Source organism: Streptomyces sp. MS06, assembly GCF_047200655.1.
Classification (GTDB): Bacteria; Actinomycetota; Actinomycetes; order Streptomycetales; family Streptomycetaceae; genus Streptomyces.
This window is the reverse complement of the sequence record NZ_JBJZOJ010000088.1, coordinates 1-26,460: the sequence shown is the minus strand read 5'-3', so window position 1 is coordinate 26,460 and position 26,460 is coordinate 1. Positions and strand designations below refer to the sequence as shown.

The 26,460-nt window shown below is 73.8% G+C and carries 27 protein-coding genes; 15 read left to right on the top strand and 12 right to left on the bottom strand.

The annotated features are described in order from the left end of the window. Positions 1–211: 211 nt before the first annotated feature. Together ACL02U_RS30915 and ACL02U_RS30910 are read right to left on the bottom strand one after the other, a co-directional pair. Entirely contained in the window at positions 212–1,201 is a 990-nt protein-coding gene (locus tag ACL02U_RS30915) for a DMT family transporter (protein WP_412794305.1), read from the bottom strand. Positions 1,202–1,374: 173 nt separating this feature from the next. Further along, positions 1,375–2,016, bottom strand: a complete 642-nt coding sequence (locus tag ACL02U_RS30910) for a TetR/AcrR family transcriptional regulator (RefSeq protein ID WP_412794304.1) — start codon at positions 2,014–2,016, stop codon at positions 1,375–1,377. Positions 2,017–2,164: 148 nt separating this feature from the next. Here ACL02U_RS30910 and ACL02U_RS30905 point away from each other — a divergent pair, with 148 nt between their 5' ends. From ACL02U_RS30905 to ACL02U_RS30895, 3 genes are all read left to right on the top strand, one after another. Continuing rightward, positions 2,165–3,316: an acyl-CoA dehydrogenase family protein gene (locus ACL02U_RS30905; RefSeq protein ID WP_412794303.1), complete on the top strand. Its 1,152-nt coding sequence runs from the start codon at positions 2,165–2,167 to the stop codon at positions 3,314–3,316. A 114-nt stretch (positions 3,317–3,430) separates the two neighbouring features. Further along, positions 3,431–3,718, top strand: a complete 288-nt coding sequence (locus tag ACL02U_RS30900) for a YiaA/YiaB family inner membrane protein (RefSeq protein ID WP_412794302.1) — start codon at positions 3,431–3,433, stop codon at positions 3,716–3,718. A gap of 273 nt (positions 3,719–3,991) precedes the next feature. Further along, on the top strand, positions 3,992–4,618 hold the full coding sequence (locus ACL02U_RS30895) for a TetR/AcrR family transcriptional regulator (protein ID WP_412794301.1): 627 nt from the start codon (positions 3,992–3,994) through the stop codon (positions 4,616–4,618). Positions 4,619–4,805: 187 nt separating this feature from the next. Here ACL02U_RS30895 and ACL02U_RS30890 read toward each other — a convergent pair whose 3' ends face one another. Beyond that, positions 4,806–5,267: a MaoC family dehydratase gene (locus ACL02U_RS30890; protein ID WP_412794300.1), complete on the bottom strand. Its 462-nt coding sequence runs from the start codon at positions 5,265–5,267 to the stop codon at positions 4,806–4,808. Positions 5,268–5,370: 103 nt separating this feature from the next. Here ACL02U_RS30890 and soxR point away from each other — a divergent pair, with 103 nt between their 5' ends. Next, entirely contained in the window at positions 5,371–5,835 is a 465-nt protein-coding gene (soxR, locus tag ACL02U_RS30885; RefSeq protein ID WP_412794299.1) for a redox-sensitive transcriptional activator SoxR, read from the top strand. A 320-nt stretch (positions 5,836–6,155) separates the two neighbouring features. Here the strand turns inward: soxR and ACL02U_RS30880 are convergent, their stop codons facing one another. Continuing rightward, complete coding sequence (locus ACL02U_RS30880; protein WP_412794298.1) at positions 6,156–6,758, bottom strand: hypothetical protein; 603 nt, start codon at positions 6,756–6,758, stop codon at positions 6,156–6,158. 258 nt (positions 6,759–7,016) lie between these two features. Here ACL02U_RS30880 and ACL02U_RS30875 point away from each other — a divergent pair, with 258 nt between their 5' ends. The 4 genes from ACL02U_RS30875 (at position 7,017) to ACL02U_RS30860 (ending at position 13,177) form a co-directional block, all read left to right on the top strand. Further along, positions 7,017–9,806 (top strand): penicillin acylase family protein, encoded by a 2,790-nt coding sequence (locus ACL02U_RS30875; RefSeq protein ID WP_412794297.1) that lies wholly within the window; start codon positions 7,017–7,019, stop codon positions 9,804–9,806. A gap of 325 nt (positions 9,807–10,131) precedes the next feature. Then, positions 10,132–10,893 (top strand): SDR family oxidoreductase, encoded by a 762-nt coding sequence (locus ACL02U_RS30870; protein WP_412794296.1) that lies wholly within the window; start codon positions 10,132–10,134, stop codon positions 10,891–10,893. Beyond that, complete coding sequence (locus ACL02U_RS30865; protein ID WP_412794295.1) at positions 10,890–12,557, top strand: class I adenylate-forming enzyme family protein; 1,668 nt, start codon at positions 10,890–10,892, stop codon at positions 12,555–12,557. The genes ACL02U_RS30870 and ACL02U_RS30865 overlap by 4 nt, the downstream gene beginning before the upstream one ends. Positions 12,558–12,583: 26 nt before the next feature. Further along, the gene (locus ACL02U_RS30860) at positions 12,584–13,177 is read left to right on the top strand and encodes a TetR/AcrR family transcriptional regulator (protein WP_412794294.1); all 594 of its coding nucleotides are present in this window, start codon (positions 12,584–12,586) and stop codon (positions 13,175–13,177) included. 60 nt (positions 13,178–13,237) lie between these two features. Here the strand turns inward: ACL02U_RS30860 and ACL02U_RS30855 are convergent, their stop codons facing one another. Next, complete coding sequence (locus ACL02U_RS30855) at positions 13,238–14,452, bottom strand: acyl-CoA dehydrogenase family protein (RefSeq protein WP_412794293.1); 1,215 nt, start codon at positions 14,450–14,452, stop codon at positions 13,238–13,240. A gap of 6 nt (positions 14,453–14,458) precedes the next feature. Continuing rightward, the gene (locus tag ACL02U_RS30850) at positions 14,459–15,511 is read right to left on the bottom strand and encodes a phosphotransferase family protein (protein ID WP_412794292.1); all 1,053 of its coding nucleotides are present in this window, start codon (positions 15,509–15,511) and stop codon (positions 14,459–14,461) included. Between the two features lie 303 nt (positions 15,512–15,814). Here ACL02U_RS30850 and ACL02U_RS30845 point away from each other — a divergent pair, with 303 nt between their 5' ends. Beyond that, a complete protein-coding gene (locus ACL02U_RS30845) occupies positions 15,815–16,759 on the top strand; it encodes an NADP-dependent oxidoreductase (protein WP_412794291.1) in 945 nt (314 codons plus the stop codon). 32 nt (positions 16,760–16,791) lie between these two features. On the opposite strand, the gene ACL02U_RS30840 is transcribed toward ACL02U_RS30845, so the two are convergent. The 3 genes from ACL02U_RS30840 to ACL02U_RS30830 are packed head-to-tail and all read right to left on the bottom strand — an operon-like array spanning position 16,792 to position 18,076. Beyond that, positions 16,792–17,127: a DUF202 domain-containing protein gene (locus ACL02U_RS30840; RefSeq protein ID WP_412794290.1), complete on the bottom strand. Its 336-nt coding sequence runs from the start codon at positions 17,125–17,127 to the stop codon at positions 16,792–16,794. After that, complete coding sequence (locus tag ACL02U_RS30835; protein WP_412794289.1) at positions 17,124–17,516, bottom strand: YidH family protein; 393 nt, start codon at positions 17,514–17,516, stop codon at positions 17,124–17,126. The genes ACL02U_RS30840 and ACL02U_RS30835 overlap by 4 nt, the downstream gene beginning before the upstream one ends. A 44-nt stretch (positions 17,517–17,560) precedes the next feature. Continuing rightward, entirely contained in the window at positions 17,561–18,076 is a 516-nt protein-coding gene (locus tag ACL02U_RS30830; RefSeq protein WP_412794288.1) for an NUDIX domain-containing protein, read from the bottom strand. Between the two features lie 338 nt (positions 18,077–18,414). Here ACL02U_RS30830 and ACL02U_RS30825 point away from each other — a divergent pair, with 338 nt between their 5' ends. The 4 genes from ACL02U_RS30825 (at position 18,415) to ACL02U_RS30810 (ending at position 22,401) form a co-directional block, all read left to right on the top strand. Further along, entirely contained in the window at positions 18,415–19,365 is a 951-nt protein-coding gene (locus tag ACL02U_RS30825) for a hypothetical protein (protein ID WP_412794287.1), read from the top strand. A 61-nt stretch (positions 19,366–19,426) separates the two neighbouring features. Further along, positions 19,427–20,977 (top strand): APC family permease, encoded by a 1,551-nt coding sequence (locus tag ACL02U_RS30820; RefSeq protein WP_412794286.1) that lies wholly within the window; start codon positions 19,427–19,429, stop codon positions 20,975–20,977. Positions 20,978–21,062: 85 nt separating this feature from the next. Continuing rightward, positions 21,063–21,791, top strand: a complete 729-nt coding sequence (locus ACL02U_RS30815) for a molybdopterin-dependent oxidoreductase (RefSeq protein ID WP_412794285.1) — start codon at positions 21,063–21,065, stop codon at positions 21,789–21,791. After that, on the top strand, positions 21,775–22,401 hold the full coding sequence (locus tag ACL02U_RS30810; protein ID WP_412794284.1) for a cytochrome b/b6 domain-containing protein: 627 nt from the start codon (positions 21,775–21,777) through the stop codon (positions 22,399–22,401). Before ACL02U_RS30815 ends, ACL02U_RS30810 begins: the two co-directional genes overlap by 17 nt. Positions 22,402–22,704: 303 nt before the next feature. Here ACL02U_RS30810 and ACL02U_RS30805 read toward each other — a convergent pair whose 3' ends face one another. After that, positions 22,705–23,496: a TetR/AcrR family transcriptional regulator gene (locus tag ACL02U_RS30805; protein ID WP_412794283.1), complete on the bottom strand. Its 792-nt coding sequence runs from the start codon at positions 23,494–23,496 to the stop codon at positions 22,705–22,707. A gap of 87 nt (positions 23,497–23,583) precedes the next feature. Between ACL02U_RS30805 and ACL02U_RS30800 the strand changes: the two genes are divergently transcribed. Further along, positions 23,584–24,444: an SDR family oxidoreductase gene (locus ACL02U_RS30800; RefSeq protein WP_412794282.1), complete on the top strand. Its 861-nt coding sequence runs from the start codon at positions 23,584–23,586 to the stop codon at positions 24,442–24,444. A 58-nt stretch (positions 24,445–24,502) separates the two neighbouring features. Here the strand turns inward: ACL02U_RS30800 and ACL02U_RS30795 are convergent, their stop codons facing one another. Further along, the gene (locus ACL02U_RS30795; protein ID WP_412794281.1) at positions 24,503–25,021 is read right to left on the bottom strand and encodes a gluconokinase; all 519 of its coding nucleotides are present in this window, start codon (positions 25,019–25,021) and stop codon (positions 24,503–24,505) included. 129 nt (positions 25,022–25,150) lie between these two features. Here ACL02U_RS30795 and ACL02U_RS30790 point away from each other — a divergent pair, with 129 nt between their 5' ends. Then, positions 25,151–25,852 carry a FadR/GntR family transcriptional regulator gene (locus ACL02U_RS30790; protein ID WP_412794280.1) on the top strand — a complete coding sequence of 234 codons (702 nt, stop codon included), beginning with the start codon at positions 25,151–25,153 and terminating at the stop codon, positions 25,850–25,852. Positions 25,853–26,013: 161 nt separating this feature from the next. Here the strand turns inward: ACL02U_RS30790 and ACL02U_RS30785 are convergent, their stop codons facing one another. Beyond that, entirely contained in the window at positions 26,014–26,391 is a 378-nt protein-coding gene (locus ACL02U_RS30785; RefSeq protein ID WP_412794279.1) for a YchJ family protein, read from the bottom strand. Positions 26,392–26,460: the final 69 nt, after the last annotated feature.

Sequence of the window (26,460 nt, the reverse complement as noted above, 5' to 3'; positions counted from 1 at the left end):
CCCCCCCCCCCCCCCCCCCCCCCCCCCCCCCCCCCCCCCCCCCCCCCCCCCCCGCTTCCGTGGCACGGTCCGGCCGTGTGCCGGGTGCCGTGATCCGGGGTGCCTGGGAGAGGCGTGCGTCCGCCCCTGCACGTCCGCGCTCCCGGCCGGGAGCGCGGACGTGCAGGGGCGCATGCGGTCGGCGAGCCGGAGCCGTGCCGCGCAGGCGCGTTCACACGGAGGCGCCGCCGGACCCTCTCGTCCGGGTGAGCCCGCCGTCCGCCGCCTCCTCCGCGAGGGCGGCCAGTTCCGGCGCCTGCGCGGCCGCCCTCGCGCCCCGGGGCCGGGAGCGGGAGACCGCCACCCCGGCCAGGCACAGCGCCCCGCCCGCCAGCGTGACGGGTGCCGGCACCTCACCCAGTGCCGACCACGACATCAGCACCACCAGCGCGGGCACCGCGTACGTCGTCGCGCCCATCCGCCCGGCGGTCGTACGGGCCAGCGCGTACGCCCAGGTCGTGAAGGCCAGAGCGGTCGGGAACACCCCCAGGTACAGCATGTTGAGCGTCGCCGACAGCGGTGCCCGCACGGCCTCGTGGCCGAGCTGCCCCGCGAACGGCAGGCACAGCACCGCCCCGACCAGGCAGCCGAACGTCGTCACCTGCAGCGCGCTCGCCCGCCCCAGCGCCGGCTTCTGCGCCACCACCCCGCCCGCGTAGGCCACCGCGGCGAGCAGGCACAGCACCACGCCGAGCACCGAGGAACCGCCCTCGCCGGACATCGACAGGCCGACCGTGACGGCTCCCGCGAACGAGACCGCCATTCCCGCCAGCAGCCGCGGCGGCATCGGATCGCCGAGCAGCCGGGCGCCGAGCAGGGCGATGAGGATCGGTCCGACGTTCACCACGAGTGCGGCCGTGCCCGCGTCGACCTGCTGCTCGCCCCAGTTGAGGACCACCATGTAGAAGCCGAACCACAGCAGGCCCGAGACGATCGTGCCCCGCCACGCGGACCGCGGAGGCAGTCCCTCGCGGCGCACCAGGCACAGCGCGCCCAGGGTCAGCGAACCGGCCAGCAGGCGGCCCAGGGCAAGCGCGCCCGGTGAGTAGGCGCTGCCCGCGCTGCGGATGGACACGAACGCGGAGGCCCACAGCACCACGGTCACCAGGGCGGCGCCGGCGGCGAGGAATTCGGGGCGGCCGGAGGAAGCGGTCTTCGTCATGCCCCAGAAGCTAGGCCACATCGCGTCAGTCGTCTCGCGGATTTCGGACCTGACGCTGTGTGTCCCCGCGGGGCGGAAGCCGGGCCGCCCCCGAGTCGCGGCACCGGTGTCCCGGTGTCGCGGCACGGAACTCGTGACGCGGGAGGCGGTCGGCGCGCCGGCCCCGCCGCCGGCTACGCCGGTCGCGTCAGCCGGGCGTACTGCTGTGCCAGGCCGTCCAGCAGCGCGGTGAGGCCGGTCTCGAAGGCGCGCTCGTCGATCTTCTCCTGCTGCTCGGCGAGCAGGTGGGCCTGGCCGAGGTGCGGGTAGTCGGCCGGGTCGTAGGCGCTCGGGTCCTCCACGAATCCGCCGGCGAAGGAGCCCAGCGCCGAACCCATGATGAAGTACCGCATCAGCGCGCCGACCGAGGTGGCCTGCGAGGGCGGCCAGCCCGCCTCGACCATCGCGCCGTAGGCGGCGTCGGCCAGGCGGAGCGCGGCCGGGCGGCGGCCGGGACCGCGCGCGAGGACGGGGACGATGTTCGGGTGGTCGCGCAGCGCGCTCCGGTAGGAGACGGCCCAGTCGTGCAGCGCCGTCCGCCAGTCCCGGCCGTCCTCGAACATCGACAGGTCGACCATCGCGCTCACCGAGTCGGCGACGGCCTCCAGGATCTCGTCCTTGGTGCGGAAGTGGTTGTAGAGCGAGGGCCCGCTGACGCCGAGTTCCGCGGCGAGCCGACGGGTGGAGACGGCCGCCAGGCCCTCCGCGTCCACGAGTTCCCGAGCCGTGCGGACGATCCGGTCGGTGCTGAGGAGGGGCTTGCGCGGTCGGGCCATGGCGCACATAGTAGGGCTGCAACAGTAAACTAGCAGTGCTAATTTAAATGTCCGGCTTTCAAAGTCTCCAACGCCCGGTGCCGGGTGTCCGGTGCCGGTGTGCGGGTGCCCGGTCCGGCGCCGGCTCTCTCTGTGGGGTGATCATGTGGTGAACCTGGGGCTCAGCGAGGAGCAGCGCGCCGTACGGCAGCTCGCCCGGGACTTCGTCGAGCGCGAGGTCGTCCCCGGCGCGGTGGCCTGGGACCGCGCCGAGGAGGTGGACCGCTCCGTGGTGAAGAAGCTCGGCGAGGTCGGCTTCCTCGGACTGACCATCGACGAGGAGTACGGCGGCTCGGGCGGCGACCACCTGGCGTACTGCCTGGTGACGGAGGAACTGGGCCGCGGGGACTCGTCTGTGCGCGGCATCGTCTCCGTCTCGCTCGGTCTGGTCGCCAAGACCATCGCGGCCCGGGGGAACGAGGAGCAGAAGCGCCGGTGGCTGCCCGGCCTCACCGCCGGTGAGCTCGTGGGCTGCTTCGGCCTCACCGAACCCGGCACCGGATCGGACGCCGGGAACCTCACCACCCGCGCGGTCCGGGACGGCGACGACTACGTGGTCAACGGCACCAAGATGTTCATCACGAACGGGACCTGGGCCGACGTCGTGCTGCTCTTCGCCCGCTCCACGGACGCCCCGGGCCACAAGGGCGTCACCGCCTTCCTCGTCCCCACCGACACCCCGGGACTGACCCGCCGCACCATCCACGGCAAGCTCGGGCTGCGCGGCCAGGCGACCGCCGAACTGGTCCTCGAGGACGTGCGCGTCCCCGCCTCCGCGATCCTGGGGGAGGAGGGGCGCGGCTTCTCCGTCGCCATGTCCGCGCTGGCGAAGGGGCGCATGTCGGTGGCGGCGGGCTGCGTCGGCATAGCCCAGGCCGCCCTGGACGCGGCCGTGCGGTACGCGGGCGAGCGCGAGCAGTTCGGCAGGACCATCGCCCACCACCAGCTCGTCCAGGAACTGATCAGCGACATCGCCGTCGACGTCGACGCGGCCCGGCTGCTGACCTGGCGGGTCGCCGACCTGATCGACCGCGGTGAACCCTTCGCCGTCGAGTCGTCGAAGGCGAAGCTGTTCGCCTCGGAGGCTGCGGTGCGCGCGGCCAACAACGCCCTCCAGGTCTTCGGCGGCTACGGGTACATCGACGAGTACCCGGCGGGCAAGCTGCTGCGCGACGCCCGCGTGATGACCCTCTACGAGGGCACCAGCCAGATCCAGAAGCTGGTCATCGGCCGCGCGCTGACCGGGGTGTCCGCCTTCTGAACTCTCCCGGGCCGCCGGTCCCGGTACCTCCGGGGCCGCGGTGCCCGCCCGCTGAGTACGGTTCTGAGTACCCCGACGGATGTGACGGCCGCCACCTGCCCCGATGCTTGCCGCATGAGTGAGACATCGGTCAGACAGCACACCACGGCCGCCTTCTACGGCCAGGCCGTCGCCTCCTTCGCCGTCGCGCTGGTGGCGACCGGAGTCGGCATCTACCGGCTGAACGCCGACGGCTGGGTCCGCGCCTTCCTCAGCATCGCCGTGCTCTACCTCGTGACCTCGGCCTTCGGCCTGGCCAAGGTCGTCCGGGACCGCCAGGAGGCAGGGCAACTGGTGAGCCGGGTCGACCAGGCACGGGTGGAGAAGCTGCTTGCCGGGCACGATCCGTTCGAGAAGCTCTGAGGCTTCCCGAGCCGCCGAGCCGCCGAGCCGCCGAGCCGCCGAGCCGCCGAGCCGCCGAGCCGCCGAGCCGCCGAGCCGCCGAGCCGCCGGGCCGCCGAGCCGCCGGGCCGAGCCGTCGAGCGGGCGCCGCAGCCCCGGACGGCGATCCGGCGGGTCACGTCCCGGCCCGCGGTCCGGCGGGCGGGCGGCACCGGCCGCCCGGACCGCCCTCTAAGCGAGCGCTCACCCGGAGCGGTATGGTGGGAACTCGAGTCACCGAGAGGGGCGAAGGCGATGACTACGGCGGAGGAGACGGCCGGCGGCGAGGTGCAGCCGTGGGGCGAGGTCACGCCCGACGCGGCCCGGCGGCTTCTGGTCGCCGCGGTGGAGGCCTTCGCGGAGCGCGGCTACCACGCCACCACGACCCGTGACATCGCGGGCCGCGCCGGCATGAGCCCGGCGGCGCTCTACATCCACTACAAGACCAAGGAAGAGCTGCTCCACCGCATCAGCCGGATCGGCCACGAGAAGGCCCTCGACATCCTGCGGACGGCCGCGCGGCGCGAGGGCAGCGCCACCGAGCGGCTCGCCGACGCGGTGAGCTCCTTCGTCCGCTGGCACGCCGGCGGGCGGACCACGGCGCGGGTGGTCCAGTACGAGCTGGACTCGCTGGGGCCCGACGCCCGCGCCGAGATCCTGGGCCTGCGCCGCCAGGTCGACGCCGAGGTGCGCGGCATCATCGAGGACGGCGTGGCCGCCGGGGAGTTCGACGTCCCGGACGTGCGGGGCACCACCCTCGCCGTGCTCTCCCTGTGCATCGACGTGGCCCGCTGGTTCAACGTGGACGGCCCCCGCACGCCCGAGGAGGTCGGCGCGCTCTACGCCGACCTCGTGCTGCGCATGGTGGGTGCCGCCCGCTGAGCCCGTTGCGGCGGACCGCGCCGTGCACGCGGCCGCGATCCCCGGACGGCGCTCGTGCCGCCGGGGACCGGCCGGGAGGCCGCCGTGCCCGGCCGGTCTCCGGCGGCCGCCCGGGGCGGTGCGGCGCCTCGCGCGGGGCGCGTCTCAGGGGGGCCCGGGCCCCGGGCGGTGCGGACCGGACCGGTCGTCAGAGGTAGTACCGGGCCACGGCCTCCGCGACGCAGACCGGCTTGTCCCCGCCCTCGCGCTCCACGGTGTACGCCACGGCCAGTTGCACCCCGCCGGCCACGTCGTCCACGGAGGTGATCGTCCCGGTGGCGCGGAGCCGTGAGCCGACGGGGACGGGGGAGGGGAAGCGGACCTTGTTGGTGCCGTAGTTCACCCCCATCCTCACCCCCTCGACCGCGATCAGCTGCGGTCCGAACAGCGGCAGCAGCGACAGCGTCAGGTATCCGTGCGCGATGGTGGTGCCGAACGGTCCGGCGGCGGCCTTCTCGGGATCCACGTGGATCCACTGGTGGTCGCCGGTGGCCTCCGCGAACAGGTCGATCCGCTTCTGGTCGATCTCCAGCCAGTCGGTGTGCCCCAGCTGCTCGCCGACCGCCGCCTTGAGTTCCGCTACGGAGGTGAAGGTCCTCGGCTCTGCCATGTCAGTCTCCCGGGTACGCGTATCTAAGCAACTGCTTAGCATGGTCGTCCTCGGGGCGGGTGTCAACGGCACCCGCCCCGCCGCGCCCGGTAGGGTCGCGGGGGTGCCGAAGATTCCCGAGAAGATCCACCGGCTGACGGTCGGCCAGCTCGCCGCCCGCAGCGGCGTCGCCGTCTCGGCCTTGCACTTCTACGAGGCCAAAGGCCTGATCAGCAGCAGCCGCACCGTCGGCAACCAGCGCCGCTACGCACGAGACGCCCTGCGGCGGGTGGCCTTCGTGCGCGCCGCCCAGCGCGTCGGCATCCCGCTGGCCACGATCCGCGAGGCGCTCGCCTCGCTCCCCGAGGAGCGCACCCCGACCCGCGAGGACTGGGCGCGGCTCTCCGAGGCGTGGCGTGCGGAGCTGGACGAGCGCATCACGCAGCTCACCCGTCTGCGCGACCACCTCAGCGACTGCATCGGCTGCGGCTGCCTCTCGTTGAACGCCTGCGTCCTGTCCAACCCGGACGACGCCTACGGTGAACGCCGTACCGGCTCCCGGCTGACGACCGGAGGGACCGGGTCCTGACCGCCCCGCCTCCGATGTGATCGCGTGCCCGCCGGCCCCGCCTCCGGTGCGACCGTGTGCCGCCCCGTCGCCCGGTGTGCCGCTCGTTCGCGGCTGCGCTTGCCCCGCGAGCCCTGCGCCGCCCCGGTGCGGCCGAGTCGGTTCCCCGGCCGGGCGGTGCCTCGCGGCGGACCGGCGTCGCGCCGGTCGTGCGGTCCGTTCCGATTCCTGCCGTGCCTTGCGGCTCGTGCGGACCGTCGAAGGGGTGCGGCATCCCCGGCGCACCCCCGGCGTCCCCCGCACAGGCCCCCCTGCGTCCTGCGCCCTTGCCGGCAGCGGTCCTACGCGGACACCAGCAGCGGTCCGCGCCGTGCGCCGGTCAGTGCCTCCGGTGTGAGCACGGGGAGCGGCACCAGGATGCCGCAGTCCGCGCAGACCGGGCCCGAGGAGGGCTCGTGGTCCAGGCCGTACCGCCAGGCGAGGTGCTCCCCGCCGCAGGCCGGGCAGTGCGCGCCCGGCGCGCGCTCCAGCGCGGCGATCAGCCGGCGCAGCACGTCGGCCAGCGGGTCACGGGGGTGGACACGCGGGTCGTCGCACCAGGCGATGCCGAAGCCGCCCCAGGTCATGCGGTGCCAGTCGTCCACGCTGCCGGGTCTGCGCAACCCGTCGTGCTTCTCCTTCCTGCGGCGTTCGGCGAACGCGCTCTCGTAGGCCAGCCAGACCGACCGCGCCTCCTCCAGTTCGTCCAGCGCGGCCACGAGTCGTGCCGGGTCCGGGGACCGGTCCTCGGGGGCGAAGCCCCACCGGCCGCACAGGTGGTCCCAGGTGGCCCTGTGCCCGTAGGGGGCGAACCGTTCCAGGCACTTGCGCAGTGAGTACCGCCGCAGCGCCAGATCGCACCCCGGGTCGCGCACCTGTCTCGCCAGACTTCGGAAACCCGCCATCGCCTTGCACCTCCGTCACACCTGCACCTGTACTTCGGTTACTTCGGCGTCGACCGCGCAAACCTCGCACGCCGTCGCCGAATAGACGTTTCGACAGGCGATTCGGCTCCCCCGCCGTCCATCCGATGTGCGATGGCTGCCATAAGCCGCCCCTTGCCGTCGTCCGTCGACCTCTCCGAAAAGTGACGCCCGTTCATCTTCACGCCGGAAGATACCGTCGGTAACATCCGGGCCACCCCTCGTCGGTAGGAGTTGCCCATGTCACGGCGCACCCCACGAAGCACCTTCGACAGACTGAGAACTCCCCACGGATTCCCCGGGTTCCTGAAGGCCGTCTCCGTATGCCTCCTCGTTGCCGGGCTTTTGTCCCCGCTTTCCCCCGCGGCGGCCGCCGCGGACCCGGCGACCGCCGCCAACGACCACTGCGGCGGGCAGTGTTCCGACATCCTGCCGCCCGGTGAGAACGGGAACGCCACCCTCTTCCAGATCCTGCTCCACCAGGCCTTCGGCACCCAGCCGGCGCACGCCGAGGACCAACTCGGTCCGTACGCGAACCTGGCCGGCGGCTACTCGACCCTCACCACCGACAAGATCAACAACTTCTTCGAGGACGCCTCCTTCGGCGTCCCCTCCGGGCAGGTCGCCTCCACCGAGAGGCCCGCGGGCCGCGGCGACGTGACCATCGTCCGCGACAAGCGCAGCGGTGTGCCGCACATCACCGGCAGCACCCGGTACGGCACCGAGTTCGGCGCCGGATACGCGGCCGCCGAGGACCGCCTGTGGCTGATGGACGTCTTCCGGCACGTCGGTCGCGGTCAGTTGACCTCCTTCGCCGGCGGCGCCCCCGCCAACCAGGGCCTGGAGCAGCAGTTCTGGCGGAACGCGCCCTACACCGAGGCCGACCTGCAGGCCCAGATCGACCGCGCGATCGACGCCAACGGCGCCCGCGGGCAGCAGGCCCTCGCCGACGTCAACGCCTACCTGGACGGCATCAACGCCTACATCGACGCCTCCGACAGCGGCCGCTACTTCCCGGGCGAGTACGACCTGACCGGACACAAGAACGCCCTCACCAACTCCGGCACCATCCACCACTTCAAGATCACCGACATGGTCGCGCTGGCCTCCGTGGTCGGTGCCCTGTTCGGCTCCGGCGGCGGCGGCGAGGTCGGCAACGCCGTCTCACTCCTGGCCGCCCAGGACCGGTACGGCGTGGAGGAGGGCACCCGCCTCTGGGAGTCCTTCCGCGAACGCGACGATCCCGAGGCCGTCCTCACCGTCCACGACGGCCGCAGCTTCCCGTACGCCACCCGGCCCGACGACCCGCAGGGCCTGGCCCTGCCCGACCCCGGCTCGGTGACCGCGGAGCCGCTCGTCTACGACCGCACCGGCAGCGCGTCCGGGTCCGCCGCGTCCGACGCCTCCACCGCGGCCGCGAAGGCGGCCGTGACCTCCGCCCGGCGCGGCATGTCCAACGCCCTGGTGGTCAGCGGGGCGCACACCGCCAGCGGCCGGCCGGTCGCCGTCTTCGGCCCGCAGACCGGCTACTTCGCCCCGCAACTGCTGATGCTCCAGGAGATCCAGGGGCCCGGCATCAGCGCCCGCGGCGCCTCCTTCGCCGGACTGAGCATGTACGTGGAGCTGGGGCGCGGCCAGGACTACGCCTGGAGCGCGACCACTTCCGGCCAGGACATCATCGACACCTACGCCGTGGAACTCTGCCAGGACGACCACCACTACCTCTACCACGGCACCTGCACCGCCATGGAGCAGGTCGAGCAGAAGAACTCCTGGTCGCCCACGGTCGCCGACGGCACGGCCGCCGGCTCCTACACGATGCGCGTCTGGCGCACCGCGTACGGTCCCGTCCAGTACCGGGCGACGGTCGGCGGCACCAAGGTCGCCTACACCAGCCTGCGCTCCTCGTTCCTGCACGAGGCCGACTCCATCATCGGCTTCCAGATGCTCAACGACCCCGGGTACGTCAAGGGCCCGCAGGACTTCCAGAAGGCCGTCCAGCACATCAACTACACGTTCAACTGGTTCTACGCCGACTCCGAGCACACCGCGTACCACAACAGCGGCGACAACCCGGTGCGCGCCGACGGCGTCGACTCCGACCTCCCGGTGTGGGCGCGGCCCGCCTTCGAGTGGCGCGACTGGGACCCCGCGGACAACACCGCCGCCTACACCCCGCCCTCCGCGCACCCGAACTCCGTCGACCAGGACTACTACATCTCCTGGAACAACAAGCAGGCCGCGGGGTACTCCGCCGCGTCCTGGGGCGACGGGTCGGTGCACCGCGGAAACCTGCTGGACGACCGGGTGAAGAAGCTCGTCGCCGCCGGGGGAGTGACCCGGGTGTCTCTGGTGCGGGCGATGGAGGAGGCGGGCCTGACCGACCTGCGCGCCGAGGACGTGCTGCCGGAGCTGCTGAAGGTGGTGACCAGCGCCCCGGTCACCGACGCCACGGCGGCCTCGGCCGTGGCGGACCTGCAGGGCTGGCTGTCCGCGGGCGCCCGGCGCACCGAGACCTCGGCCGGTTCGCGGACGTACGCCGACGCCGACGCGATCCGCATCCTGGACGCCTGGTGGCCCCTGCTGGTGAAGGCCGAGTTCGAACCGGGCCTCGGCAGCGGTCTCTACCGGACCCTCACCGCCGCGCTGCCCGTCGACGAGCCGCCGTCCGCCGGCCACGGGCCGACCGGGGCGCACGCCGGAAGCTCCTTCCAGTACGGCTGGTGGAGCTATGTCGACAAGGACATCCGGTCGGTGCTCGGGGAGACGGTGCGCGGGCCGCTGGCGCGCACGTACTGCGGCGGTGGCGAGCTCGCCGCCTGCCGGGAGGTGCTGCTCGGCACCCTGAAGGAGGCCGCCGGCCGGACCGCGGCCGAGGTCTACCCCGGTGACGACCAGTGTGCGGCCGGCGACCAGTGGTGCGCCGACTCGATCGTCCAGCGCCCCCTCGGCGGCATCGGGCACGGAAGGATCGGCTGGCAGAACCGTCCGACGTACCAGCAGGTCGTGGAGTTCACCTCGCACCGGTGACCCGCGGGTGGCGGGCCGCGCACCGCGGTCCGCCACCGCACCCCGGAGCAGGCCCGACGCTCCGGCAGTCCGCCACTCGGATGCTCCGGCGGCTCGTCGCCCTGCGGTCGCGGCCCCTCGGCGTCCGGCACCTCGAGCGGCTCTCCGCGGGCGCGCGGGCCGTACGGCGGACGCCGCCGCGCCCGCGGGGCCGTGTGTCGCACCCCGCTTCCCGTCCGCCGGGGAGCGGGGTCTCGCGTTCACCCTTTCCCTACTACATACCGACCGGTTAGTCTGGCGCCGCAACTGCCGGAGCCGTATCGCGTCGCGTCGAAGGAGACCGAGGGTGGAAGCACTACAGGGTGCCGGAGTGGTCGTCACGGGGGCGGGAGGCGGCATCGGGGCCGCACTGGCCCGGCGGTTCGCCGCCGCCGGCGCCCGCGTCGCGGTCAACGACCTCGACGCGGCCAAGGCGAAGGCCGTCGCCGACGAGATCGGCGGCACCGCGGTCCCCGGCGACGCCTCCGCCGTCGTCGCCGACGCCCGGGACGCGCTCGGCGGCACGGTCGACGTGTACTGCGCCAACGCCGGCGTCGGCTCCGGCGGCACCGAGGCCGCCGAGGAGAGCGTCTGGGCGCTCGCCTGGGACGTCAACGTCATGGCCCACGTCCGGGCGGCCCGCGCCCTGCTCCCGGACTGGCTGGAGCGCGGCCGGGGCCGCTTCGTGTCCACCGTCTCCGCGGCCGGCCTGCTCACCATGATCGGGGCCGCGCCCTACAGCGTCACCAAGCACGGCGCCTACGCCTTCGCCGAATGGCTGTCGCTGACGTACCGCCACCGCGGCGTCCACGTCCACGCCGTCTGCCCGCAGGGCGTGCGCACCGACATGCTGGCCGGCACCGGCAGCGCCGGGGACCTGGTCCTCAAGCCCACCGCCATCGCACCCGAGGGCGTCGCGGACGCCCTGTTCCGGGGCATGGAGGAGGACCGCTTCCTGATCCTCCCGCACCCCGAGGTCGCCGACTACTACCAGGCCCGCGCCGCCGAACCGGACCGCTGGCTGAACGGGATGAACCACCTCCAGCAGACCTGGGAGGCCCGCCGATGAGCGACTCCCGCTACGCCGCCCGGCCCTGGCGCGCGCTGCTCACGGAAGCCCAGCTCGCCCCCGCGGACCCGGCCGACTCCCTGCTGCACGCGCTGCGCCGGGTCGTCGACGAGGCCCCCGACCGGGACTTCCTCGCCTACTTCGACGGCCGGCTGACCTACCGCGAGGTGGACCGGCTCACCGACTCCGTCGCCGGCCACCTCGCCGCCCGCGGCCTGGAACGCGGCGACCGCGTCGCCGTCCTGCTGCAGAACTCCCCGCACTTCGTGCTCGCCGTGCTCGGCGCCTGGAAGGCCGGCGCCACCGTGGTCCCGGTCAACCCGATGTACAAGTCGGCCGAGGTCGCGCACGTGCTGCGGGACGCCGAGGCGGCCGCACTGATCTGCTCGGACCGGGCGTGGGAGTCGTACCTGCGCGCCACGGCGGCCGACTCGCCCGTGCGGATCGCGCTGACCGCCTGCGAGCGCGACTTCCAGACGAGCGACGACGCCCGGGTGCTCTCCTTCGAACGGCTGCCGCAGGCCGCCGACGCCGAGGACCTGACAGCCGCGGCCCGCGCCGGCCACCGGGCCCCCGAGGGCCGCACCCCCGGCCCCGCCGACACCGCCCTGATCAGCTACACCTCGGGCACCAGCGGCACCCCCAAGGGCGCCACCAACACGCACGGCAACATCATGTACAACGCCGAACGGCAGCGCACCGGACTCGACCTGCCCGATCCGCCGGTCTACTTCGCGATGGCGCCGCTGTTCCACATCACCGGAATGGTGGTCCAGTTCGCCGCCTGCCTGGACAGCGCGGGCACGCTGGTGCTGGCCTACCGCTTCGAGGCCGGTGTGGTCCTGGACGCCTTCGCCGCGCACCGCCCGCACTACACCGTCGGCCCGTCGACCGCGTTCATGGCGCTGGCCGCCCACCCCTCCTGCACCCGCGACCACTTCTCCTCGTTCGCCACCATCTCCTCCGGCGGCGCCCCGCTGCCGCCGGCCCTGGTCGAGAAGTTCCGCGCCGGCTTCGGCCCGTACATCCGCAACGGCTACGGGCTCACCGAGTGCACCGCGCCCTGCGCCTCCGTGCCGCCGCAACTGGAGGCGCCCGTCGACCCCGTCTCCGGAACGCTGGCGGTCGGCCTGCCCGGACCCGACACGGTCGTGCGGATCGTCGACGACGAGGGCCGCGAGGTGCCGTTCGGCGAGCCGGGCGAGATCCTCGTCCGCGGCCCGCAGGTGGTGCCCGGCTACTGGCGCCGGCCCGACGCCACCGCGGAGACCTTCCCGGACGGCGAACTGCGCACCGGCGACATCGGCTTCATGGACGAACAGGGCTGGCTCTACGTCGTCGACCGCAAGAAGGACATGATCAACGCCTCCGGCTTCAAGGTCTGGCCGCGCGAGGTGGAGGACGTGCTCTACACCCACCCCGCGGTGCGGGAGGCCGCCGTGGTGGGCGTGCCCGACGGCTACCGCGGCGAGACCGTGAAGGCCTGCGTCAGCCTGCGTCCGGGGGCCGCGGCGAGTCCGGACGAACTCGCCGCGCACTGCAAGGAGAGACTGGCCGCCTACAAGTATCCGCGCCAGGTGGAGATCCTGCCCGAGCTGCCGAAGACGGCAAGTGGGAAGATCCTCCGTCGGGAACTGCGTTCCCGCGCACACGAGACCGAGTAGGACACCACGGAAGGCAGGTGGCGGCAGTGCCCAGGACGACGGACGGGGACGGTACTCCGGTGCCGCAGCGGCTCCTGGCCGCCGCCACCCGGCTCTTCGCAGAGCAGGGATACGACCGCACCTCGGTGCAGGAGATCGTCGAGGCGGCAGGCGTCACCAAGGGGGCGCTCTACCACTACTTCGGCTCCAAGGACGACCTGCTGCACGAGGTGTACGCGCGGGTGCTGCGCCTCCAGCAGGAGCGGCTGGACCACTTCGCCGGGCTGGACGCCCCCGTGGAGCGGCGGCTCAGGGAGGCCGCGGCGGACGTGGTGGTGACGACCATCGACAACCTCGACGACGCGTCGATCTTCTTCCGGTCCATGCACCACCTCAGCCCGGAGAAGAACAAGCAGGTGCGCGCGGAGCGCCGCCGCTACCACGAACGCTTCCGCGCGCTGATCGAGGAGGGCCAGCGCTCCGGCGTGTTCTCCACCGCGACCCCGGCGGACCTGGTGGTCGACTACCACTTCGGTTCGGTGCACCACCTGTCGACCTGGTACCGGCCCGGGGGCCCGCTCGGCCCGCAGGAGGTCGCCGACCACCTGGCCGACCTGCTGCTGCGGGCCCTGCGCCCCTGACCGCGGGCGGGGGCGGGCGGTGCGGCCGCGCGACGGCACCGCCCGCCCCTCACGCGTGCCTCACAGGTACTTCTTCAGCTCCCGCCGGGCCAGCGAGCGCTGGTGCACCTCGTCCGGCCCGTCGGCGATCATGAGGGTGCGGGCGCCCGCGTACAGTTCGGCCAGCGGGAAGTCCTGGCTGACGCCGCCGGCCCCGTGGAGCTGGATGGCGCGGTCGATGATGTCGACGACCGCCCGCGGTGTGGCGATCTTGATGGCCTGGATCTCGGTGTGCGCGCCGCGGTTGCCGACGGTGTCCATCAGCCAGGCCGTCTTCAGCACCAGCAGCCGCAGCTGCTCGACGGCGACCCGCGCGTCGGCGATCCAGTTGTGCACCACGCCCTGCTGTCCGAGGGCCTTGCCGAAGGCGGTACGGCTCGCCGCCCGGCGGCACATCAGCTCGATCGCCCGTTCCGCCATGCCGATCAGCCGCATGCAGTGGTGGATGCGGCCGGGGCCCAACCGGGCCTGCGCGATGGCGAAGCCGCCGCCCTCCTCGCCGATCAGGTTCGCCACCGGAACCCGCGCGCCGTCGAAGACCACCTCGGCGTGGCCGCCGTGGTAGTGGTCCTCGTAGCCGAACACCTGCATCGCCCGGGTGACGGTGACACCCGGGGTGTCGCGCGGCACCAGCACCATGGACTGCTGGCGGCGGACGTCCGCGCCGTCCGGGTCGGTCTTGCCCATCACGATGAAGATCGAGCAGTCCGGGTTCATCGCCCCGGAGATGTACCACTTGCGGCCCGTGATGACGTACTCGTCGCCGTCCCGTTCGATCCGCGTCTCGATGTTCGTCGCGTCGGAGGACGCCACCTCCGGCTCGGTCATCGCGAACGCCGAGCGGATCTCCCCGGCGAGCAGCGGCTCCAGCCACTGCTTCTGCTGCCGCTCGTCGCCGAACTGGGCCAGCACCTCCATGTTCCCGGTGTCGGGCGCCGCGCAGTTCGTCGCGGTCGGCGCGAGCTGCGGGGAACGCCCGGTGATCTCGGCGAGCGGCGCGTACTGGAGATTGGTCAGGCCGGCGCCGTGCCGGGCGTCCGGCAGGAACAGGTTCCACAGGCCCCGCCGGCGCGCCTCGGCCTTCAGCTCCTCCACCACGGGCGGGGTGTCCCACGGGGAGGCCAGGCGCGCGCGCTGCTCGTGCGCGGTCGCCTCGGCCGGGTACACGTGCTCGTCCATGAAGGCGAGCAGCTTGGCGCGCAGCTCCTCGGTGCGCGCGTCGAACGCGAAGTCCATGGCGGTTCAGCCTTCCTGGAGAGTGGTCAGACCGTGCTCGATGAAGACCGGGACGAGGTCGCCGATGCGGTCGAAGCCGCGGCCGACGGTCTGGCCCAGGGTGTAGCGGTAGTGGATGCCCTCCAGGATCACGGCGAGCTTGAACCAGGCGAACGCCGTGTACCAGGAGACGGCCGACACGTCCCGGCCGGACCGCTCGGCGTAGCGGGCGACCAGTTCGGACGGCGCCGGGTGGCCGGGGGCCTCGGCGGTGGTGGAGACCGGCGAGGCGGCCGTGCCCAGCGGCGTGCTGTACATCACCAGCAGCCCCAGGTCGGTCAGCGGGTCGCCGAGCGTGGACATCTCCCAGTCGAGGATCGCCCTGATCCGGTCGGTGCCCCCGGCGGGTCCGGCCGGCGCCCCGGCCGGACCGATGAGGACGTTGTCGAGCCGGTAGTCGCCGTGCACCACCGCGGGCGCGGGGGAGCGGGGCAGCTCCCGCCCGAGGGCGGCGTGCAGTTCGTCGATGCCGGCCAGTTCGCGGTTGCGGGAGGCGTCGAGCTGCTTGCCCCAGCGGCGCAGCTGGCGGTCCAGGAAGCCCTCCGGGCGGCCGAAGCCGGCGAGGCCCACCGCCGCGGGGTCCACCGCGTGCAGGTCGACCAGGGTGTCGACGAGGTCCAGCACGATGCCCCGGGTGCGCTCGGGGCCGAGCGGGGCGAGCTGGTCGGCGGTGCGGTACGGGGTGCCGTCGACGAACTCCATCACGTAGAAGGGCGCGCCGAGCACCTCCTCGTCCTCGCACAGCAGTACCGGCCGGGGGACGGGCACGTCCGTCGGGTGGAGCGCGCTGATCACCCGGTGCTCGCGCTTCATGTCGTGCGCGGTGGCCAGCACGTGGCCGAGCGGGGGCCGGCGTACCACCCAGCGGGCGGTGCCGTCACTGACGGCGTAGGTGAGGTTCGACCGTCCGCCCTCGATCAGCCGGCCGGTCAGGGCACCCTGCACCAGGCCGGGCCGCTCGCGGTCGAGCAGGCCGCGCAGCCGGTCGAGATCGAGTCCGGGCGGGTGGTCGGGGCTCATGCAGGGCTCCTCCGTACGGGGACGACGGGACCCACATATCATGCCGACCAGTCGGTATGCCGTCCAGTAGGCGGCACGAACGTGACCGGTGCCACCCTAAGCCGACCGCACCCGGACCACCTGCACCCCGGTCGTCCGCCGCTCCAGCCACCGCCGCCCCGCCGCTCCAGCCACCGCCGCGCCGACGCCCCCGCCCCGCCGCGCCGACGGGCACGGCATGCTGCCCGACGGACGCCCCGCGGCGGGAGCCGCGCGGGGGAGTCCGGCTTGCGCGATGCCCGCCCACCCCGGAGGGTCGGTCCCATGAAGGCGATCAGCTACAGCCGGTACGGCGGTCCCGAGGTACTGGAGTTCGGCGAGGTCCGCGAACCCCGGGTCGGCCCCGACGCCGTCCTGGTGCGGGTGCGCGCGGCAGCCGTCAACCCCGTCGACTGGAAGTGCCGCGAGGGCTATCTGGACGGCATGCTCGAACCGGTCTTCCCGGTGGTTCCCGGTTGGGACGTCTCGGGCGTGGTCGAACGCCCGGGGGTCTCCGTCACCGAGTTCGAGGCCGGCGACGAGGTGATCGGCTACGTGCGCGAGGACTTCCTCTCCCGCGGCACCTTCGCCGAGTACGTCGCCGCACCGGTGCGCACCCTGGCCCGCAAGCCGCGCAACCTCTCCTTCGAGGAGGCCGCCGGGCTCCCGCTGTGCGGCCTGACCGCCTACCAGGTGCTCACCGGGGCGCTGGCGGTCAAGCGCGGCGAGACCGTGCTGGTGCACGCCGCGGCCGGCGGGGTGGGCTCCCTCGCCGTGCAGCTCGCCCGGCACTTCGGCGCACGGGTCATCGGCACCGCGAGCGAGCGCAACCACGACTTCGTGCGCCGGCTGGGCGGCGAGCCGGTGAGCTACGGCGGGGGCCTGGCGGACCGGGTGCGGGGGCTGGCTCCGGAAGGCGTCGACGCGGCCTTCGACACCGTCGGCGGCGACGCGCTGCTCGCCTCCGCACAGGTCCTGGCCTCGGGCGGCCGGCTGGCGTCGATCGCCGACCCGGAGGTCACCTCCTACGGCGGCCGCTACTGCTGGGTGCGGCCGGACGCCGACGAACTGCAGAAGCTGAGCGAGCTCGCGGAGCAAGGCGTGGTGAACGTCCACGTGGAGGAGTCCTATCCACTGCGCCGGGCGGCGGACGCCCACCGCCGCAACCAGCAGGGCCGCACCCGCGGCAAGATCGTGGTCACGGTCGACGAGACCGCGCGGACCGGCTGAGGCACGCCGGCCCCGCGCCCTCCGGGGACCCCCTAGAACAGCAGTGCCGCCGCACACACCGCCAGGGCCACCGTGCACAGCGTCGCCGCCGTGGCCTGGCGGGGACCGAGCAGCCGGGGGCGGTCCGGCACCGAGAGAGACCGGACCCGGCCGTGGGCGACCCGCAGGAAGCCGAGCCACAGGAGCAGGCACAGCGCGCACACCGTGATCCCGGCGGCCGTCGCCCCGCCGTGCAGCGCGGTCCTCACCGCGAGCAGCGCGGCAACGGTGCAGGACAGCGTCGTACGCCGCCAGGCCAGCCTGGTCCGCTCCGGCTGGAGCCCCGGATCCCGGGCGTCCGGCGACCCGTCCCGGCGACCGGTGGTCAACCCTCCCACCCCACCAGCACCACCACCACCATGGCCAGGGCCACGAAGGCCACCGCGAGGCTGAGCAGCGCCGGGAAACGGGACACCGGCAGGTCCTCGCCCCGCCGCATCGCCCGCTCGCAGTTCACCCAGTGGTTCACCGCACGCAGTGCGCACAGCACGCCCGACGCCAGGAGTGCCAGTGCGAGTCCGACCCGCCAGCCCCAGCGCAGGTCCGGGAGGAACTGGTCCACCGCGAAACCGCCCCCGATCAGCGCCAGCGCGGTGCGCAGCCAGGCCAGGAAGGTGCGCTCGTTGGCCAGCGAGAAGCGGTAGTCGGGCGTGCTGCCCTCCTCCCGGACACGCATGGGTGCGAACCACAGCCGGAGGTTCCGTACGAAGTCGATCACGACACAGGACCCTATCGACCCGGCGCTGCTGCTCCGGCTCCCGGTCAGCCGTGTGCCCGGAACGCCCGGAGCCGACGGTAGGCCGCCAGCCCGTCGGGGACCCACGCCCACTGATCCAGGCGCGCCTCGACCTCCTCCTCGGGCAGGAAGGCGTGCCAGGCCACCTCCTCGACCTGGGGCCGCACCGGCAGCTCGCAGCGGACCCGGTACACCGACGACCACCAGCCGAGGCCGGCGCCGTCGTCGTAGAGGAACTTGAAGAGGAACTCCGGGCGGGGCAGGCCGCTCACCCCCAGCTCCTCCTCGGCCTCGCGCAGGGCGGCCTCGTCGTAGGTCTCGCCCGCGCCGACCACCCCGCCGACGAACATGTCGTACCGGGAGGGGAACACCAGCTTGGTCGGGGTGCGGCGGTGGACGAAGAGGCGGCCCGCCGCGTCGCGGGCCTGGACGAAGACGCAGCGGTGGCGCAGGCCCTCGGCGTACACGCGGCCGCGCGGTGCCTGTCCGACGACCCGGTCCTGGTCGTCGACGATGTCGAGGATCTCCTCAGCAGGGGTCATGCGCCCATCCAAGCAGGGCCCCGCGCCGGTTGCGGCCGCGTGTCCGCGCCGAGCGGGGCGGCGGCGGGGGTGCGCGCCGGGATCCGCGTGCCCGTCGGTCCGGCGCTCCGGTCGGCTGACTCCGCGGCCCGCCCGATCCTTCCGTACCGCACATCACTCAATTCCCGCCAGTAACAAAGATGTTGACGCGTGTCATGTGCTGTCGGCTCTTGACGGCGATTGTTGGGTGCCGGTTTGCTGTGAGTGATCGGTTCGGTGCGCGTCGGAGCCGCCGCGCGCGCCGCTGACGCCACTGCCGGCACAGAGGAACAACAGAAGGAACACGAGGTAGTCCCGCGGTGCCCCCACCTCCGCCCCCGCTCGGCCGCGGCCGCAGGCGCGCGGCCCAGATCTTCGACGCCGCGCTGGACGACACCGACCTCGTCGCCGCGCGCGGCGCACTGGCCCAGGGCCGCTGGCAGGCCGCCCGCACCCTGCTCGCGCGCACGGGTGACGACCTCGACCGCCGCGGCCACCGCGTCTGCGTCCTCGCCCAGGAGACGTACTGCGCCGCCTGGGCGAAGGACTGGCTGCTCGCCGAACCCGACTCCGCCGACGCGTCCGTGCTGCACGCCGCCGCCCTGGTCGAGCGCTGTTTACGGGGCCGCGAGAAGCCCGACCGGGCCCGCGACGCCTGCCGCGGCGCGGCCGCGCTCGCGCCCGGCGACCCCACCCCGTGGCTCGCCCTGCTGCTGCTGGAGCGCACCGTCGGCCGTGACGACGACACCGTCCGCACCTTCGAGCAGGTCCGCGCCCGTCACCCCGACCACCACCACGCCCACCACCTGATGGTGGCCCGCCTCGCCGAGCTGCGCGCCGCCGACGGCCCGGATCCGCTGCACGAGGCGTACGACTTCGCCAACTGGGCCGCCGAACAGGCCCCCGCGGACTCCCCGCTGGCGATCCTCCCGGTCGTCGCGCACGCCGAGCGCTACCGCGTGCTGGCCGCCGCCGGCTTCGCCCCCGCCGATCCGGCCGCCTCCGGCCACTGGACCGGCCGCCGCGCCAGGCAGGTGATGAAGGCCGCCTTCGACTGGTGGCTGGAATGGGAGCACGAGGGCCACCCGAGGCGGCTGGTCGACCTCAACTTCCTGGCCCACGCCAAGGTCTGCGAGGGGCGGGGCGCCGAGGCCGCCGCCCTCTTCCACCGCATCGGCGACCACGCCACGGCCGCGCCCTGGTCCTATCCCGACCGGGAACCGCTCGCCGCCTTCCGCGCCGCCCGCGACCGCGCACTCGGCGCGAGCTGACGGCGGCGCACCACCCCGCAAAGCCCCGGCACGCCCCCCGAAGTCCCGAAAGGACACCGCGATGACCACAGGCAGTTCGAGTCCGAGCAGACCGGCCGCCGACAGCGGCGGCATCAGTACCTTCAAGGGCCAGGACCGCGCCCTGCGTGCGAACCGGCTCGGTACGCCGGGCCTGCTGCTCTCGGTGCTCGCCGCCACCGCACCCCTCATGGTGGTCGCGGGTGTCATGCCCACCACATTCGGGGTGATGGGGGTGGAGGGGCAGCCCCTGCTCTTCGTCGTCCTGGGCGCGGTGCTCGCCCTCTTCGGCGTCGGATACGCAGAGATGAGCCGGCACGTGCACAACGCCGGAGCCTTCTACGCGTACATCTCCCGCGGCCTCGGCGGCACCGCCGGCGCCGGCTCCGCCCTGGTCGCACTCGTCGCCTACAGCGCCCTCCAGGTCGGCATCTACGGCATCTTCGGCTTCGAGGTGTCGGGCCTGTTCGCCACCTACCTCGACATCGAACTCGCCTGGTGGGTGCCCGCCCTCCTCGCCGTCGTCCTCGTCGGTGTGCTCGGCCGGCTCAAGATCGACCTCAACGCCCGCGTGCTCGGCGTGCTGCTCCTCGTCGAGGTGGTCCTCGTCGTCGTCTTCGACGTCGCCGCCGTCTCCGACCCCGGCCCGCAGGGCCTGTCCCTGCACGCCTTCGACCCGGGCACCCTGTCCGGCGCCGGCATCGGCACCGCCCTCTGCTTCTGCGTCGCGGCCTTCCTCGGCTTCGAACAGGCCCCCGTCTACGCCGAGGAGACCAGCCGCCCGCACGTCCTGGTGCCCCGGGTGATGTTCCTCGCCGTCGGCGGCATCGCGGTCTTCTACACCGTCTCGTGCTGGGCGCTCACCGTCGTCACCGGCCCCGCCGCGATCGTCGGAACCGCACGCAAGCAGAGCGCCGGACTGCTGTTCTTCCTCACCGAGGACCTGCTCGGCCACACCTTCACCGACGTCCTGCACGTGCTGTTCGTGACCGGCATGTTCGCCGCCATGCTCAGCTTCCACAACGTGGTCGCCCGGTACGCCTTCGCCATGGGCCGCGAGGGACTGCTCCCCGCCGCCTTCGGCCGCACCAGCGGCGCGAGCGGCGCACCCGGAGCCGGGTCGCTGCTCCAGTCGGCGATCTCCCTCCTGGTCGTGGCCGCGTTCGCGCTGACCGACGACGGGGCGGCCGGCGACCCCACCGCGCCGGTCCTGCACCTGTTCACCTGGATGGGCAACGTCGGTGCGCTCGGCGTCACCCTGCTCATGGCGGCCGCCTCGGTCTCCGTCATCGTCTTCTTCGTCCGCCGGGGCGCCGCCGGCCCCCAGTTCTGGCGCCTGGCCGCCTCCGGCCTGGCCACCGTCGCACTGGCCGTCATCATCGGCTACACCGTCAAGGACTTCGACGTCCTCGTCGGTTCGGGCCCCGACTCGGTCCTCAACTGGCTGCTGCCCGGCATCATCGGCCTCGCCCTGCTCGCCGGCCTCGTGCACGGGCGGGTGCTGCGCTTCCGCAACCCCGAGGCGCACGCCCGCATCGGCCTCGGCAACGAGGCGTTCCAACTGGAGAGGGAGGCCGAGCGGGCACCGTCCTGAGCGCCCGCGCCGCAGTGCTTACGGAACGCTGACGAGCACCCGCGTTCGCTGGCCCCGCCGGGGGCGCGGGTGCTCGAATGGAGGAGTGAACCAGGAACCAAGCGAGGAGCGGGGCGGAACCCCGGTCGGCCGCCGCGTCTTCCTCGGCACCCTCGGTCTGGGCGCCCTCGGCGTGGCCGTGGCGCCCGGCCTGCAGCGCGGCCTGGAGTCCTTCCTCGCCGGAGCCGCCGAGAAGGACCCGACCGGCCTGACCGGTCTGCTGCCCAACGGCGGCGGCTTCCGCTACTACTCCGTCGCCTCCTCCGTCCCGCACCGGGACGCCGCCACCTACCGCCTCACCGTCGACGGCCTGGTGGACCGGCCCCGCGCCTACAGCCTCACCGAGCTGCGGAACCAGCCGCAGACCCGGCTGGTCCGGGACGTCCAGTGCGTCACCGGCTGGCGCGTGCCGGGCACTCCCTTCGAAGGCGTCCGGCTGTCCCGGCTGCTCGACGCCGCCGGGATCCGCCCCGGAGCCCGGGCGGTCCGCTTCACCTGCTTCGACGGCACCTACACCGAGAGCCTCACGCTCGACCAGGCCCGCCGGTCGGACGTCCTGGTCGCCCTGCGCATGCAGGACAAGGACCTCGGGCACGCCCACGGCGGCCCGGTCCGCCTCTACGTCGCCCCGATGTACTTCTACAAGTCCGCCAAGTGGCTCTCCGGCATCACCGTCACCGACGGGGTGCGGCCCGGCTTCTGGGAGAAGCGCGGCTACGACGTGGACGCCTGGGTCGGACGGTCGAACGGACGTGATGATGAGCCTACGAGCTGACGCGCCCGCCCCGCGGACCGCGCGGCTGCACCGCTTCACCCGCGCGGAGCGGTGGGTGCACCGCACGACCGCCGCGCTGATGGGCGTGTGCGTGGCCACCGCGGCCTGCCTGTACGTACCGCAGCTCGCCGAACTCGTCGGGCGCCGCGCCCTCGTCGTCCGCGTGCACGAGTACGCCGGGCTCGCCCTTCCGCTGCCGGTCCTCGCCGGGCTGGCGTCCCGTGCGTTCCGGGCCGACCTGGGCCGGCTCAACCGCTTCGGCCCGCACGACCGTCGCTGGCTGCGCGCCGCCCTGCGCCGCGACAGGCGGCCGGCGTCCCGCCCGGCGGGGAAGTTCAACGCCGGGCAGAAGCTGTACGCGTCGTGGATCGCGGGGGCGGCGCTGGTGATGCTCGGCACCGGCCTGATGATGTGGTTCACCCGGCTCACACCGCTGGTGTGGCGGACCGGTGCGACCTTCGTCCACGACTGGCTGGCCCTGACCGTCGGTGTCGTCCTGGCCGGCCACATCGGCATGGCGCTCGGCGACCCCGAGGCCCGCCGCGGTCTGCGGACCGGCACCGTCGGCCGCGACTGGGCCGAACGGGAGCACCCCCTGTGGCGGCCCTGAGGGCCCGCTGAGCCCCGGCGCGGACGCCGAGTGCCCTGCCGACGCGGAGTGCCCTGCCGGGGTGGAGTGCCCTGCCGGGTCCGAGTGCCCTGCCGGGGCCGCGGGATCCGCCGGGGTCCGGGGCCCCGGTCGTGTGCGGTGACCCCTTGAATTCAAGGCCGTGTGCGGGGCCCGGCCGTGTGCGTGGGCCCGGGGGGAGGCGGGGGGCCTGACCCCGGCCCCGCGCCCGCCCCAGCCCGTCCCCGAGGTGCGCCCGGACGCGTCGACCGCGCGCGTGGCCGACCGCGGGCGGTCGAGACGCGGTCAAGGTCGGCGGGGCGTTCCGGACGACGGCGAACCGGCCGGATCCGTGCGGCCGCCCGCAGTCCCTTCCCGGCGGCCGTCGCCGTCCGCCGCGAGCCGGTCGAGCCACTCGCGCAGCAGGTGCTGCTCGGCGTCGCTCAGGACATCGGCATCGTCGGGGAGGGCGGCGCGCAGCGCGCGGGCCGCCGCGGGGGGCCCGCTCTCCGCGGCGGGGACCGTCGGTTCGGCGCGGGTGACGGCGGCGACCATGGCCTCGCGCAGGACGGTCAGCAGTGCCGGGTTGCGGCGGTCCGCCGGGGTGGAGTGCCAGGTGGTGACCGCGCCCCGGCCGGTGGCCTGGATGATCTGCGCGGCCAGTTCCTCGTCGACCCGCAGCCACCCCCCGGCCGCCAGCCGGCGCACCCGGCCGTGGAGGATCTCCAGGCCCGCGCGGTGCGCCAGGTCCGCGCCCCGGCCGGTGGCCCTGTTCATCACCGCGAACAACTCGGGGCGGGAGATCCCGAACTCCACCACCGTGTCCCAGCCGCGGCGCAGATCCTCCACCGCGTCCTGCGGTTCGGGATCGAGCAGCGCGCGCTTGCTCTCCAGGAACTGCGCGTAGCCGTGCTCCGCGACGGCCTCGAGGAGCCCCTCCTTGTCGCCGAAGAGGCGGTAGATCGCCGGCGGCTGCATGCCGGCCGCAGCGGCGACCGCGCGGGTGCTCACCGCGTCCGGGCCGCCGTTCTCCAGTAGCTCGACGGCCGCCTCGACGATGCGGCGGCGGGGACTGTCGAGGGTGTCGCGGGTAACCATGAACCGATGGTATCGAGGATTTGGTTCCATTGATATTCCGGTGTTAGCGTCAAGCTGATTCCACTGGAAACAACCTCGGGAGAACACGTGATCATCGTGACCGGAGCCACCGGGAAGCTCGGCCGTCGCACCGTCGAACGCCTGCTGCAGCGTGTTCCCGCCGACCGCGTCGGCGTCAGCGTCCGCGACCCCCGCAAGACTCGGGACCTCGCCGACCGCGGCGTCCGTGTCCGGCGGGGCAGCTTCGACGACCCCACCTCGCTCGCGCACGCCTTCGAGGGGGCCGAGCGGCTTCTCCTCGTCTCCCTCGACCGCACCGGCGAGGAGTGCGTCACCGGCCATCGCACCGCCGTCGACGCCGCCGTGAAGGCCGGCGTCGGCCGCATCCTCTACACCAGCCAGATGGGCGCCGCCCACGACTCCCGCTTCCAGGCGTGCCGCGACCACGCCCGGACCGAGGACCTGCTGCGCGCCACCGGCCTGCCCTGGACCGCGCTGCGCAACGGCTTCTACGCGGCCAGCGCCCTGCAGTTCCTGGAGTCCGCCCGCCGCACCGGCGACATCGCCCTCCCCGCCGACGGCCCGGTCGCCTGGACCGGCCACGACGACCTCGCCGAGGCCACCGCCGCGGTCCTCGCCGGGGAGGTGCGCTTCGAGGGGCCCACCCCGCCGCTCACCGGCGCTGCGGCGCTCGACTTCGCCGCCGTCGCCGAGATCGCGTCCCGGGCCACCGGGCGGCCCTTCACCCGGACCGTCGTCCCCGACGACGCCTTCCGCGAGCAGGTCCTGGCGCACGGCGCCCCGGCACCGATCGCCGATCTGTTGGTGAGCATCTTCGCGGCGGCGCGGAACGGTGAGTTCACCGCCGTCGACCCGACGCTCGCCGAGCTGATCGGGCGCGAGCCCGCCACCTTCGGAGCCCAGTTGGAGCGAGCCTGGGCCGAGTAGGCCCGGAGCGGTGCGCGAGGGCGTGGGCCGGCACCTGCTCCTCCGGGCCGGGGGCTGGTCAGGGGGCGGGCTCGGGCAGTGCCTCCAGGGCCGTCGCGGCCCGCCCGGCGATCTGCTCCGGGCTGCCCGCGACATCCACCTCGACGCCGGCCTCGTCCGGCTGGAGCGGCTGGAGCGCGGCGAACTGGGAGTCGAGCAGCGCCGTGGGCATGAAGTGCCCCCGCCGCCGCGCCATCCGCTCGGCGATGAGCGCCCGGTCGCCGGTGAGGTGCACGAACACCACGCCGGGAGCGGCGGCCCTGAGGCGGTCCCGGTACGACCGCTTCAGTGCGGAGCAGGCGACGACCCCGCCGAGCCCCGCCCGCCGGTCCGCCCAGGCGCCGATGGCGTCCAACCAGGGCAGCCGGTCCTCGTCGGTGAGCGGGACCCCGGACGTCATCCTGGCGATGTTGGCCGCGGGGTGGAAGTCGTCGCCCTCGGCGTACGGAACGCCGAGCCGGGCTGCCAGCAGGGGACCGATGGTGGTCTTGCCGGTTCCGGCCACGCCCATGACCACGACGACGCGGGGGGTGCTCATCGCTGCCTCGCTGTCCTGTCGACCCGTTGATGCCGGGACACTGAAACCCATTAGGTATGACTAATTCAAGCTCATGTGGCTAATAAGTCTGACTTATTATGGGGGTGGTGCGGCCCGTACCCTGTGCGCATGACCACTCCGGGCCGAGGGCTGCACGGCCGCGTACTGGACACCCTCGGCCCCGCCATCACCGCAGGCGAGTACCCGCCGGGCAGCGTGCTGCGCACGGACGAACTGGCCCAGCGCCTCGAGGTGTCACGCTCGGTGATGCGCGAGGCGCTGCGGGTGCTGGAGTCCATGCACCTGGTGGAGTCCCGCCGCCGGGTGGGCGTGACCGTCCGCCCCAGGTGCGAGTGGGACGTCTACGACCCTCAGGTCATCCGCTGGCGCCTCGCGGGAGCCGACCGGCCGCGGCAGCTGCGCTCGCTCACCGTGCTGCGCTCGGCGGTCGAGCCGGTCGCGGCGGGTCTGGCCGCGCAGCACGCCACCGCCGAGCAGTGCGCCGAACTCACCGAGAGCGCGCTCGGCATGGTGGCCCACTCGCGCGGCCACCGCCTGGAGGGCTACCTCGTCCACGACGTGGCCTTCCACCGGGTGATCCTCCGGGCCTCCGGCAACGAGATGTTCGCCCGCCTCGGTGACGTCGTCGCGGAGGTGCTGACCGGCCGCACCGAGCACGAGGTCATGTTCGAGGATCCCGACCCGGCCGCCGTCACCCTGCACGTCCGGGTCGCGGAGGCGGTGCGCGCGGGCGACGCCGAGGCCGCCGAACGCCTCACCCGAGAGATCACCGTCGGCGCTCTGCGCGAACTGGACATCCTGGCGCCCTAGACCTCCCGCGCCCGGCGGGCCCGCCGGGCGCGGCCGATCGCGGCTCCCGTGAGCGCCCCGCCGTCCGGCCGCCGCTCCGACATGCCCGACCGGGGGCGCGATGTGCCCGGTCAGGGGCTGCGGGGGTGTCCGGCCGGGGCTGCGGGGGCGTCCGCCCGGAGCTACTGGCCCGGGAAGTCCCCGTCCACGTACACCCAGGCCCCGTCCACCCGCTCGAAGCGGCTGCGCTCGTGCAGTGAGCCGCCCCGGTACGACGCCCGGAAGGTCACCGTGCCCGTGGTGTGGAAGGCCGATCCGCCGCTGGTGCCGAGGATCTCCAGTCCCGTCCACCGCATCCCCGGGTCCAGGTCGAGCCGCTCGGGCCGGGTCCGCGGGTGCCAGGTGCGCAGCAGGTATCCCGCGTCCTGCTTCACGAAGGCGCTGTAGCGGGAGCGCATCAGCGCCTCGGCGGTGGGTGCCGCCGCGGCGCCCGTGTGCCGACGTCCGCAGCAGTTCCCGTACGGTTCGGCCAGGCCGCAGGGGCAGGAGGGCGAGGTCATGCCCGCCATTGTGCCCGTTCGCCGCGGGGGGGGGGGGGGGGGGGGGGGGGGGGGGGGGGGGGGGGGGGG

Coding starts and splice junctions, on each gene's coding strand:
- ACL02U_RS30850 (WP_412794292.1), bottom strand. CDS start 15,511: ATGAGCCCCGACCACCCGCCCGGACTCGATCTCGACCGGCTGCGCGGC.
- ACL02U_RS30890 (WP_412794300.1), bottom strand. CDS start 5,267: ATGGCAGAGCCGAGGACCTTCACCTCCGTAGCGGAACTCAAGGCGGCG.
- ACL02U_RS30875 (WP_412794297.1), top strand. CDS start 7,017: ATGTCACGGCGCACCCCACGAAGCACCTTCGACAGACTGAGAACTCCC.
- ACL02U_RS30895 (WP_412794301.1), top strand. CDS start 3,992: ATGACTACGGCGGAGGAGACGGCCGGCGGCGAGGTGCAGCCGTGGGGC.
- ACL02U_RS30880 (WP_412794298.1), bottom strand. CDS start 6,758: ATGGCGGGTTTCCGAAGTCTGGCGAGACAGGTGCGCGACCCGGGGTGC.
- ACL02U_RS30810 (WP_412794284.1), top strand. CDS start 21,775: ATGAGCCTACGAGCTGACGCGCCCGCCCCGCGGACCGCGCGGCTGCAC.
- ACL02U_RS30900 (WP_412794302.1), top strand. CDS start 3,431: ATGAGTGAGACATCGGTCAGACAGCACACCACGGCCGCCTTCTACGGC.
- ACL02U_RS30845 (WP_412794291.1), top strand. CDS start 15,815: ATGAAGGCGATCAGCTACAGCCGGTACGGCGGTCCCGAGGTACTGGAG.
- ACL02U_RS30795 (WP_412794281.1), bottom strand. CDS start 25,021: ATGAGCACCCCCCGCGTCGTCGTGGTCATGGGCGTGGCCGGAACCGGC.
- ACL02U_RS30915 (WP_412794305.1), bottom strand. CDS start 1,201: ATGACGAAGACCGCTTCCTCCGGCCGCCCCGAATTCCTCGCCGCCGGC.
- ACL02U_RS30830 (WP_412794288.1), bottom strand. CDS start 18,076: ATGACCCCTGCTGAGGAGATCCTCGACATCGTCGACGACCAGGACCGG.
- ACL02U_RS30790 (WP_412794280.1), top strand. CDS start 25,151: ATGACCACTCCGGGCCGAGGGCTGCACGGCCGCGTACTGGACACCCTC.
- ACL02U_RS30820 (WP_412794286.1), top strand. CDS start 19,427: ATGACCACAGGCAGTTCGAGTCCGAGCAGACCGGCCGCCGACAGCGGC.
- ACL02U_RS30910 (WP_412794304.1), bottom strand. CDS start 2,016: ATGGCCCGACCGCGCAAGCCCCTCCTCAGCACCGACCGGATCGTCCGC.
- ACL02U_RS30805 (WP_412794283.1), bottom strand. CDS start 23,496: ATGGTTACCCGCGACACCCTCGACAGTCCCCGCCGCCGCATCGTCGAG.
- ACL02U_RS30785 (WP_412794279.1), bottom strand. CDS start 26,391: ATGACCTCGCCCTCCTGCCCCTGCGGCCTGGCCGAACCGTACGGGAAC.
- ACL02U_RS30865 (WP_412794295.1), top strand. CDS start 10,890: ATGAGCGACTCCCGCTACGCCGCCCGGCCCTGGCGCGCGCTGCTCACG.
- ACL02U_RS30855 (WP_412794293.1), bottom strand. CDS start 14,452: ATGGACTTCGCGTTCGACGCGCGCACCGAGGAGCTGCGCGCCAAGCTG.